The 11,685-nt window shown below is 36.1% G+C and carries 9 protein-coding genes; 1 reads left to right on the plus strand and 8 read right to left on the minus strand.

The window, feature by feature from the left end:
• Positions 1-128 precede the first annotated feature (128 nt).
• From HMPREF2811_RS10030 to hisS, 3 genes are read right to left on the minus strand one after another with little or no spacing between them, the layout of a single operon-like run.
• Positions 129-1,028, minus strand: a complete 900-nt coding sequence (locus HMPREF2811_RS10030) for a deoxyribonuclease IV (RefSeq protein WP_071409206.1) — start codon at positions 1,026-1,028, stop codon at positions 129-131.
• A gap of 12 nt (positions 1,029-1,040) precedes the next feature.
• A complete protein-coding gene (aspS, locus tag HMPREF2811_RS10035) occupies positions 1,041-2,810 on the minus strand; it encodes an aspartate--tRNA ligase (protein ID WP_071409207.1) in 1,770 nt (589 codons plus the stop codon).
• 2 nt (positions 2,811-2,812) lie between these two features.
• Complete coding sequence (gene hisS / locus HMPREF2811_RS10040) at positions 2,813-4,132, minus strand: histidine--tRNA ligase (RefSeq protein WP_071409208.1); 1,320 nt, start codon at positions 4,130-4,132, stop codon at positions 2,813-2,815.
• A 737-nt stretch (positions 4,133-4,869) separates the two neighbouring features.
• Here hisS and HMPREF2811_RS10045 point away from each other — a divergent pair.
• On the plus strand, positions 4,870-6,249 hold the full coding sequence (locus HMPREF2811_RS10045; protein ID WP_071409209.1) for an N-acetylmuramoyl-L-alanine amidase: 1,380 nt from the start codon (positions 4,870-4,872) through the stop codon (positions 6,247-6,249).
• Positions 6,250-6,650: 401 nt separating this feature from the next.
• Here the strand turns inward: HMPREF2811_RS10045 and frr are convergent, their stop codons facing one another.
• The 5 genes from frr to HMPREF2811_RS10070 all read right to left on the minus strand — a co-directional run bounded on the left by frr (position 6,651) and on the right by HMPREF2811_RS10070 (position 11,674).
• Positions 6,651-7,208 carry a ribosome recycling factor gene (gene frr / locus HMPREF2811_RS10050; RefSeq protein ID WP_066127042.1) on the minus strand — a complete coding sequence of 186 codons (558 nt, stop codon included), beginning with the start codon at positions 7,206-7,208 and terminating at the stop codon, positions 6,651-6,653.
• Between the two features lie 149 nt (positions 7,209-7,357).
• Positions 7,358-8,584 carry an ABC transporter permease gene (locus HMPREF2811_RS10055; protein ID WP_246829855.1) on the minus strand — a complete coding sequence of 409 codons (1,227 nt, stop codon included), beginning with the start codon at positions 8,582-8,584 and terminating at the stop codon, positions 7,358-7,360.
• Positions 8,577-9,347: an ABC transporter ATP-binding protein gene (locus HMPREF2811_RS10060; protein ID WP_071409211.1), complete on the minus strand. Its 771-nt coding sequence runs from the start codon at positions 9,345-9,347 to the stop codon at positions 8,577-8,579. The genes HMPREF2811_RS10055 and HMPREF2811_RS10060 overlap by 8 nt, the downstream gene beginning before the upstream one ends.
• 1 nt (position 9,348) lies before the next feature.
• The gene (locus HMPREF2811_RS10065; protein WP_071409212.1) at positions 9,349-10,743 is read right to left on the minus strand and encodes an efflux RND transporter periplasmic adaptor subunit; all 1,395 of its coding nucleotides are present in this window, start codon (positions 10,741-10,743) and stop codon (positions 9,349-9,351) included.
• Between the two features lie 175 nt (positions 10,744-10,918).
• Positions 10,919-11,674, minus strand: coding sequence for a glycosyltransferase family 2 protein (locus HMPREF2811_RS10070; protein WP_071409213.1), 756 nt, complete (start codon positions 11,672-11,674; stop codon positions 10,919-10,921).
• Positions 11,675-11,685 lie beyond the last annotated feature (11 nt).

Raw genomic sequence — 11,685 nt, forward strand, 5'->3', positions numbered from 1 at the left:
ATTGATAGATACTCTGTTATAGGACGCTTACTGTGTATTTGCTCATTACTACAATTCGCTCCTTTATTAAATCTTAAAAAAGACTACCAAAACAAAATACTTGCTGTTGGTAGTCTCTACAATTTGGATTATTGATTATTTAAAATATCATCCATTAAGTTTTCATTGAATACACCTTTTCTTAGCATCGCAATTTCTTGCTTGTAAGGGGCTACTTTTACTTTCTCGTTATCAGGTTTTGGCACCCATGGTGTTTCTAAGATTTTTGGTAAATGCATCAATTGTGGGTGGTGAACCAATTCGTTAATAGTTTCAAATCCAATTGAACCTAAACCGATATTTTGATGACGGTCTTTATTACTATGGAATGGATTTTTTGAATCATTAATATGAATGACTTTTAAGCGATCTAAACCGATGATTTTATCAAATTGGTTTAAAACACCATCTAAATCATTGACAATATCATAACCCGCATCATAAACATGACAGGTATCGAAAGTAACCGATAATTTATCATTATGGGTAACACCATCAATCATTTGTGCAATTTCTTCAAAAGTACGTCCTAATTCCGTACCTTTTCCGGCCATTGTTTCTAAGGCGATTTGCACGTTTTGATCCGGGCGAATCACTTCATTTAGACCTTTGACAATTTGGGCAATCCCCACTGCTTCACCTGCTCCAACATGACTTCCAGGGTGCAAAGTAACCTGATTGGCACCTACCGCTTCCACACGATTAATTTCTTCTCTTAAAAATTCAACTGCGAAATCAAAATATCCTTCTTTAGTGGTATTGGCTAGATTTATGATATAAGGGGCATGAACGGTAAAAAAATCAATACCATTCGCTACCATAAATTGACGAGCTTCCTCAATTTTGAATGTCGAAATATCTTTACGACGTGTATTTTGTGGTGCGCCTGTATAAATCATAAAGACATTGGCACCGTAAGAAGCAGCTTCTTTGGCTGAACCTAGAAGCATATCCTTACCCGACATTGAGACATGAGATCCAATAAACATTAATTTACTCTCCTATTCTTGAATGCGTAAATGTAATTCTCTAACTTGATCATTTGCAACATAACTTGGGGCATTTGACAATAAGTCGACTCCACGCCCTGTTTTAGGGAAGGCAATAACTTCACGAATATTTGGTTCTTTAGCTAAAATCATGACTAAGCGATCTAAACCTAATGCTAAGCCACCATGCGGTGGGAAGCCATAATCAAAAGCATTCATTAAGAAACCAAATTGCTCTTGTGCTTGTTCCGGTGTAAAACCTAATAATTCAAACATTTGATTTTGCATTTCACGCGTGAAGATACGGATTGAGCCGCCTCCAATTTCATAACCATTTAATACAATATCATATGCTTGTGCTAATGCATTAGCTGGGTCTTCTTTCATAGCCGTTAAGTCCATATTTTGAGGGGCGGTAAACGGATGGTGCATTGCCACATAACGTTTGGCTTCTTCATCATATTCGAATAATGGCCAATCAGTAATCCAAACAAAAGCTAATTCATCTTGATCGAATAATTCGTGTTTCTTCGCTAAATGAACACGTAATTCTCCAAGAGAAGCTGCTACGACATCTTTTTGATCGGCTACGAAGAACAAGATGTCACCTGGTTGAGCATTTGTTGGCTCAGTAATGGCTTTATAACTTGATTCATCAGCAAAGAATTTAGCAATTGGGCCATTGAAGCCTTCATCAGTAATTTTTAACCATGCTAATCCTTTAGCGCCATAAGGCTTAACCACATTAATCATTTCATCAGCTGTTTTACGCGTATAAGCATCCGCTAACCCTTTTAAATTAATGGCTTTTACTTGTCCACCGTTTTCAATCGTTGATTTAAAGACACCAAACTCAGATTGAGCAGCAAATTCTGATAAATCAACTAGTTTCATTTCAAAACGAATATCCGGTTTATCTACCCCATATTCATTCATTGCTTTTTCATAAGTCATTGTTGGAAAAGCTTCTGTCATTTCAATGCCACGAGCTGCTTTTACTACACGTTTTAACATTTCTTCAACGATTGCTTGAATTTCTTGTTGTGATAAGAAACTTGTTTCTAAGTCTACTTGAGTAAATTCTGGTTGACGGTCACCACGTAAATCTTCGTCACGGAAACAACGAACAATTTGATAATAACGGTCAATACCAGCACCCATTAATAATTGTTTAAAGATTTGTGGTGATTGAGGCAAAGCATAGAACTTACCAGCTTCACGACGCGTTGGCACTAAATAGTCACGTGCACCTTCTGGGGTTGATTTGGTTAAATAAGGTGTTTCGACATCAATAAAATCAAGACTATCTAAGTATTCACGAATGGCTTTTGTAACATTGTGACGTAAACGTAAATTATTGAACATATTTGGACGACGTAAATCTAGATAACGATTACGTAAACGTACTTCTTCTTCAACGTCTAAGCGTTCTTCAATATAAATTGGCGGTGTTTTAGCTTTTGCTAGTACATTTAATTCATGAGCCAATAATTCATACTGTCCGGTCGGAATATTCGGGTTAATTTGCTCAGCGACGCGTTTATTTAAAACCCCTGATACTTCTACAACATATTCACTTCGTAAATGATCAGCTAAATCCATTTGTTCAACAGATAAATTTTCTGCATTAAAGACGACTTGACAAAATCCTTCACGGTCACGTAAATCGATAAAGATAACGCCACCTAAGTCACGTCTTCTTTGTACCCAACCTTTAAGTGTAATCGTTTTGCCAACTAATTCTTCACTTACTAAACCTGCATATACTGTTCTTTGTTCCATGTTTACTCTCCTCTAAAGTATTTATCGATGGCTGAGGTATCTGTCGTCAACTCACGATAAATGTTCTCGAAATCAGCTAATAAATCATCAATAGCCACTTCTTTTTGTTTATCTAATGCTTTATTTTTGATGGTAACCTTACCAGTCTCTAATTCATTTTCACCTAACGTTAAGGTTACCTTAGCATTTAATTTATCTGCTGTTTTAAACTGAGATTTTAAGCTACGACCTAAATAATCACGTTCAGCTAAATACCCTGCTTGACGGGCTGCTTGAACGATTTGTAAAGCTTTAATATTAACCGCATCTCCCATTGTTAATACAAATAAATCTAATGGTTCTTCTTCTGGTAATTCAATCTCTTGTTGTTCTAACAATAATAATAAGCGTTCTACCCCTAAACCAAAACCAAAACCAGGTGCTTCAGGACCGCCTAATTGTTCCACTAAACCATCATAACGTCCACCGCCGATCACGGTCGATTGAGCACCAATCGCGTCATCATTAACAATGATTTCAAAAATCGTATCTTGATAATAATCTAAACCTCGTACAATCAAAGGATTGACGGTATAAGGAATGTCTAATGCGGTTAACATCGCTTGAACTTTCTCAAAATGTTGTTGGCTTTCTTCACTTAAGAAATCTAAAATTGTAGGTGCTTGTGCTACTAAGGCTTGATCTTTGGCATCTTTACTATCTAAAATACGTAAAGGATTATCCGCTAAGCGACGTTGAGAATCCTCACTTAATTGATCCTTTAAAGGAGTAAAATACTCGATTAAGGCTTCGCGATATTTTTGGCGATCCTCTGGTTTACCTAATGAATTAATGTTTAATTCCACATTTTCAACTTCTAATTCAGATAAAATATCCCAAGCTAAACCGATCACTTCAGCATCAGTGGCAGGATTAGTACTTCCGAATACCTCAATCCCAATTTGATGGAATTGACGTTGACGTCCTGCTTGTGGACGCTCATAACGGAACATTGGCCCGATATAATAAACTTTTAAAGGTTGTGGATGTTCAGGACCAAATAACTTGTGTTCAACATAAGCACGTACAATCGCTGCTGTACCTTCAGGTCTTAGAGCTAGATCACGATCGCCTTTATCTTTAAAGTCATACATTTCTTTCGAAACAATATCACTGGTATCCCCTACTGAACGAGCAAATAATTCTTTTGCTTCAAAAATGGGGGTTCTTATCTCTTTAAATTGATAGGTGTCAAAAATCGCTCTAACAGTCTCTTCTAAATATTGCCATTTGTAAGTATCTTTAGGAAGAATATCTTCTGTCCCTTTCATCTTTTTAATCATTTTTCATCCTCCTTAATGGAATGGTATTTAGTATTATCAAATAATCAATGTCGTTCTTCGAGTGTGATGATTCTAACATTTTATGGATGGGTATTATAGAGTGGTTAGTCTAGGTTTATCCTCGTTTAAATGTGAGATTATTAAATAGTTTGGCTAACGGGTCTCCTCGATTTAATCTAGTCTTTCAATGTTAGTAAAAACGCAAATGATTGTAAACTAACATCAAATGTTTAGTTTCGTAGTAAGAATTGGAATACCGGTCTAATAAAGTAAAAAAATCCTAAAGCAAAAACAATTGCTTTAGGACGTTCAATACGTGGTACCACCTAATTTTGTAATAGTCATACTATCACCTCGAAGCCATATCGCGGCTAACGGAATAACTTTTCATTATTCTTCTCGATAGTGTCTTCGCTCTTGCCTATGTGCATTCTTTCAGCCACGGAATGTACTCTCTGGAGTTCGGCTTGCTACTTGTCTATGTTATCGAATATACTATTCATCTTTGTATAAGATTACCGTTAGTTAAAGAATTTGTCAAGTTTATTTTGATAAAAACAATTGATTGATTAAATGTTTTTAATGTACTTTTAACCTATCGTCCAATTTGTAATCGTTATAATGACACGATTATCACAAAATGATTACTATTCGATAACATTATTGAAAAGTTTGAATTTTCTATGAAAAATGTCTTATAATAATAAAAAGTACAATTGTTTTATATTGGAGAAATTATGAAAGATAATCTAATAAAATTCATGCGATTACTCTTATCGCGTCAATACTTCCCTCCTTTCATGACCGTATTAATGCTATTAATTGGTTCTTTAGCTGTCTTCAGTTTAATTACAGATGAACAGGTCACAATTGAAAAAGATCAAGTTGTAGCACGGATAGAACCAGCAACAAATTCGGAAAGTATCGCAACCTTAGAAAAAGGTAAAAGCTATGATATTTTATCTAAAGCGAATGGTTGGTACAAACTGAGACTGAATGCTCGTAGCGATGGTTGGGTGCCTGAATGGTTTATTGAAAGTGAAACATTAACTAGTGATCATGCCATTGCGGCCCATATATTAGTTGACACACCGGTTTATACCGAAATGAACGAAAAATCAGCTGTGATGACTACGATTCAACCTGAAAATTACCTGATTGTTCGCTTCGAGAAAAAAGGTTGGCTACAAGTTGAAGTCGATGGTCGATATGGATACATTAAGACGCGGACAGTCAATTTAATCAATTTAAGTGATGTGCCTTCGATTGATCCTGATAAACTGGATGAAGTCTATGACCCAGTAGCCATTCAAAAAGCAAAAGAAGCAGCTGAAAAAATAGTGGTTGTAAGATATTCTGGTGAACCATTATTTGATGCTCCTTCATTGAATGCCAATCGTATTTATGATATTGCTTATGGTCAAAAATTCAAATACATTGATGAAGTCGTTTCGGCAGATGGTAATGAAACAGAATTTATTTTAGTTGAAGATAGTGATGGTCTACAAGGTTATGTAGAAAGTCGAATTGCGGGAATGGAAGCTGATTCGATTGGCCATGTGACTGAGAAAACTGCTCAATCATTACAAGATGCGGTCATTATGATTGACCCGGGTCATGGTGGTGAAGATTCCGGTGCAACAACTGAAGATGAATCCGTCTTTGAGAAAAACATTACCTTATCTACTTCGCTCTTATTAAAACAAAAATTAGAAGCGGTTGGAGCAAAAGTCCTTATGACTCGTGAAACCGATGAATTCATCGATTTGATACCGCGTAGTGATTTAAGTAATGAGCAACAAGTCGATGCCTTTATCAGCATTCATTTTGATAAAGGTCAAGTTGGCTGGTCTGGTTCCACTACCTATTACTTCCATGAGAATGATTATGAATTAGCCAAAAGTATCAATGATGCGATTTCGACACTCGCCTTACCGAATAACGGAACCTTATTTGGCAATTACTCTGTATTAAGAGAAAATACGCGTCCGGCTGTATTATTGGAATTAGGTTATATGTCCAATGCGACTGATATACAATATATTACTTCAGCTGATTATCAAGATGCAGTAACGAATGTCATTGTAGCTGCTTTAGAAGAATATTTTAGTAAATAAAAATTTAAGACCTTGAACTTCATCTTTGGACTTCAAGGTCTTTTTGTTTATTTAAACACTATCGCGAATATTCAAATTATTATGTTAATGAGCCCCCTATTTATCTTTGTAACTATAAAATATCTCACATTAAAACGGGACTGGACAAGAGGTTGATAATTTGCTTCGTCTTCCCCCCGAAAAAAGTTGGAATAGGTCTTAAAGATGAAATTTGATGCTAAACAACCATTGCACTTTCAATTAACGAACTAATAACGAACTAAAATTTGACTGAATTTATATAATAGTTGTTCCCCACAGTAAGACGAAGTTTTAAATCTAGTCTCCCATTGAGCTATAAAAAAAGAGGGAACCAAACAGTATTTCAAACTTTTGGTTCATCCTCAATCATAAATATAAAATTAGTCACCTAAAATTTCTGTTTCTTTTTCTGCAGAAACTTTTTCTAACTCTTTAGTTGCTTCATCAATGATTACTTGAATATCTTTTTCATAATCTTTCACATCATCTTCAGTCAATTCATTATTTTTTTGCATTTTTTTCGTTTGATCAATTGCATCACGACGAATATTACGTAAAACAATTTTAGCATTTTCTTGCTCTTTACCAACTTGTTTAACTAATTCTTGACGTCGCTCCTGAGTTAAAGCAGGAATGACTAAACGAATCACGCTACCATCATTTGAAGGGGTAATCCCCACATCAGACTGTAAAATCGCTTTTTCAATCTCAGTTAAAGATGATTTATCATAAGGTGAGATTAATAACATTCTCGCTTCTGGAACGGTAATACTTGCTAATTGATTTAATGGTGTTGGAACGCCATAATATAATACATTCACATGATTTAAAATACTAGCGTTTGCACGTCCTGCACGAATTGTTGCTAATTCATTACGGTAAGCATCAATTGCTTTATTCATTCGTTGTTTTGTTTCCTTTAAAATGTCGGCTGCCATAAAGACTCCTCCTATATTGACTCTTTTTTATTATTATAGCATACTCTTTGATGAATTCCTATTCTAAGCAGAGTCTTAATAAATTATTTTATGAAAATAAGGAGCAAATACCCGACAAACTCAAGTATTTACTCCTTTAATCACTTATCTTAACGTAATATTTCAACCACGTTTTTTCTAGCGGCAGTTCTAGCCGGGAAAACACTAAAACTAATGCCAATTAAAACAGAAATTGAGACACTAATTAAAGCTGTCGGCACATCGATTAAGGCTTTAAACGGCAAGAAATTGCCTGCTATAATCGCAATACCAACACCAAACAGATATCCAATTAGACCGCCTAAAGTTGTGATGGAGATTCCTTCCAATAAGAACTGCCATTGAATACTCTTTTGCGTAGCTCCCAGTGAACGACGTATCCCAATTTCTTTCGTTCGTTCAGAAACAGAAATATACATCATATTCATTACACCAACTCCGGCGATAAATAATGAAATTCCCGCCACAGCCCCAATAAAGTAGGTTACCATTGATACTTGTTGACCAATTGATTCCATCATTTCGGACATATCGAAATATTCATAAGTACCATTCTCTTTCTCAGAACCATTTTCTTTTAAATAATCTGCGATTTTACGACTAATGCCACTGACATTGGAATCTGGTTTATAAAATGCTTTAATACTAAAATCCACATTCGCATTGGGGTTGAGTAATTTATTGGTTCCTCTAGGAATAATGACTTGAGGTGCATCCGAACCGCCAAAACCGTAATTTTGGATGTCTTCAATTTCTTTTGCCGTTAACTCAGTAGCGTAGACTCCGACAATCATATAACTGGTCCCATCAATCTTAATGGATTGATGAATGGCTTTTTCTGGATTTTCAAAAATATCGGCGGCAACGATGTCGTCAATAATGACATTACGTTTCGCTGCTTTAGAGTCATAGTCATATAAATTGCGCCCATATAATATTTGCTGATTCGTTACATCGAGATATTTTGTGCCATAGGTCTTGGATTCTTTATTGGCGAAATCCAAGGTAGCATAATCAACCGAATCCTCATCATCAGAAGATGGAACGACTTCATCCACCCCTGGAATTTGGCGGATGCCGTCCAAAGTATTGGTATCAAATGGATCTAATTTTGACCAATCCACATCCATATTGGATACATTAAAATGGAACATTTGACTGGGACGTCCTTTGGAATCTTGTGCTAATTCATCCAAAGTTTTCTTACGAAAACCATTCCCCAGACTTAATATTGTAATAACCGCTGCAATGCCGATGATAATACCAATCATCGTTAAAAACGTTCGTCGACCATTCATTTTTAAGGTTGATAACGACGATTTAAAAATTTCACTCATCCTCATTATTTAACACCTCATCAAAAACTAATGGTTTTTCACTTAATTCGTAAGTGGCTTCACTCACTTCATTCGAATGAATTTGCCCATCGACAATACGCACTTTTCGAGTCGCATAAGCTTGTAAGTTAGGATCGTGAGTTACTAATACTACTGTTACCCCTTGTTCACGATGTAAACGGGCTAAGATATCCATAATCACTTTGGAGGTTTTAGTATCCAATGCGCCCGTCGGTTCATCAGCGATAATAAATCGTGGTTGGTTAATTAAGGCCCTTGCGATGGCAATCCGTTGCTTTTGACCCCCGGATAATTCATGTGGACGGCTATTAAACTTACTACCTAAACCGACACTCTCTAGAGCTTGTTGAACTCTTTCTTTAGTTTTTCTAGCCGGCATACCTTTATATAACAGTGGTAAACGTATATTTTCATTGACCGTCATAGTCGGAATTAAATTAAAATCTTGAAAGACAAAACCAACCATTTCATTACGTAAAACAGAAATTTGTTTATCGGTTCTTGCTTCTACTGGTTTACCATCAAAATTATAATGGCCTTCGAACTTATTATCTAAAAATCCTAAAACATTAATTAAAGTGGATTTTCCAGAGCCTGAGGGTCCCATAATGGTCACAAACTCATTGCGATAAATGGATAAATCAATATCGCGTAAAACATGTAATTGATGCTCTCCCACTTGATAATATTTGTTGATTTTTTTCATTTCAATGAGCGGTTGCTGTTGCATTTCGCTAGTCATACTATTGCACATCCCCATCCATTGGCTCTTCTGCTGGAGGCATGGCCATCGGGTCAACCACCGACACAGCTTGACCATCGGTTAAGTCATAAGGATACATGATCAATTGATCCCCCTCATTCAACCCTTTTAAGACCACTTTTTGTAAACCTTGAGTCATCAATTCAATTTTTGTTTTGACTGCTTTACCGTCTAAATATAAAAAGACATAATGATCTTCCCCTTCTTCAACAATCGCATCAGAAGGTATCGCAAAACCTGGTAATGTGATATTCACTTTAGCAGAAAAACCAGCTTGTAGAGGTTCATCAGGTTGTACAACAAAACTAAATTGACTCGCATTGCTGCTACCGCCAGGGTTAGAAGCAGCTAGACCTTCAGCTGAATCAGTTTGGCCATTGGTTCCGCTATAGGAAGGGATTTTATCATAATCAACAATCTTACCTGTTACAGTCCGGTCCTCTGCTGGTATATAAATATTGACGGCACGATCTTCTGCTAAAGCGTAAAAATCGTATTCCGTTACACTCCCGACAACGGAACTCTCTTCAGACACAATGCGTACTACGGGTACATTAGGATTATCTTTGGCATCTGGGTTAACCATCGCAATCCCATCGGTCTTCGCGAGAACTTTATTATTTTGTAGTTCTTGTTGACGAATTAATTTAATTTCTAATTCTTCAATTTGCTCATTAACTTGACGGATTTGTTCTTTAATACCTTCACTAGGATCTGCTGCTGATTCCATTGCTGACATCTCCATACCACCGGTATCGAGTGCACCTTCAGGACTATCTTGAGAAAGAGAGCTATCTGTGTTGGTATTAGCCGGAACATTGACTGAAGGCGAGGTTGATTTGCCAATTGCTTCGACAATATAATAGGCTTGTTTGCCATCATTTCCCCAATAATACGCAATTTGGTCCCCTTGATAATTATATTCTCCGCCTGTATAATCACTTAATTGTTTAATTAATGCTTGGCGGGTATTATATAATTTCGTTTGCTCACGGTATAAATCCTCAAGAGCATATTGATTTTCTTTTGAGGTTTGCTTGTAATTATATAAAGTGGTGCCTTTGGTTACTTTTTGCCCATCTTTAACTAAGATGGCTTCAATTTCACCTAAATCCGCTTGATAAAAATATGCGGTATCAGTCTTTAATTTTACACTCGCATCCACAGTAACGGGATCTTGTCTAAATAAATTATATAATGTATAGGCCATTTCGCCTTCAACCGGCATGCCATCTGGCCCCAGCTCCATATTTTCGCTCCACATCATCTCATCTTGTTGTGTTGGGAAAAAAGTGTTTTTCGCAAAAAAGAAGATGCCGGTTAAAGCAATGAGACCGCCAATAATTCCTAAAATTAATTTACGCTTAATATTCATATGCCACATCCTACCATTAATCTTGTACTTTATATTATCGTTATCATAACATTTTAGGGCTAAAAAATAAATGTTAAAATAAAAAACACAGAAAAGAACTTCTAACTTATTATTTAATATCATCTATTAAGCAATAAATCAAATGTTTTTTCTATGTTTATAAAAAATTTAAAGATTATAATCTTCTGCGTATGGCGTTCCAAACATACCAACAAAAGTAATAAACTGCTTTTGGTAAAGGTAATTGTTCTATATTATAATAAGTATTCCATGTTCTTTTTAAAGCGCCCCAACGGTCACTCGAAATCGAACCGGCAACTTGACGATACTCATTTAAAACTCGATCTAAGCCATAGGCTTTTACATTGCGTTCACGCATTAACATTAGCCAAGTAGCGGTATCTTGACCTTTACGCACCAAAGGCATCCGAAAATCGCCAACTATAGCACGATCTATCACAACAGTTGAACAAGCAATAGCAGTGTTTTTTAGTAATTGATGATAGGTTAAACTCTCAGGTATCGGCGTTGCTTCTTTAAGTGTCTGTCCTGCTTCATCTACTAGTGAAAAACTGGTATAAGTAAAGGCATATTGATGGTCCTGCATAAATTTAATTTGTTCACTTAATTTTGAGGGTGCCCAACAATCATCACTATCGATAAAGGCGATATACTGCCCTTTAGCAGCGGCTATGCCCGTATTACGCGCCACAGCGGCACCACTATTCTGTTCTAATTGTATTAATTTAATGCGCGTATCTTGCTTAGCGTATGATTCGATGATTGCGAGCGAATGGTCCTGACTTTGATCATCGACCAAAATGTATTCGAAATTAGCAAAAGTTTGATTTAGCACACTTTCAATTGTGTGTTTAATAAATTTTTCAGCATTGTATACCGGCGTCACAATTGAAACTAATCCTTTGTCCATAAAGTCACCTT

The sequence above is a fragment of the Globicatella sp. HMSC072A10 genome, from assembly GCF_001811625.1.
Lineage (GTDB): Bacteria > Bacillota > Bacilli > Lactobacillales > Aerococcaceae > Globicatella > Globicatella sanguinis.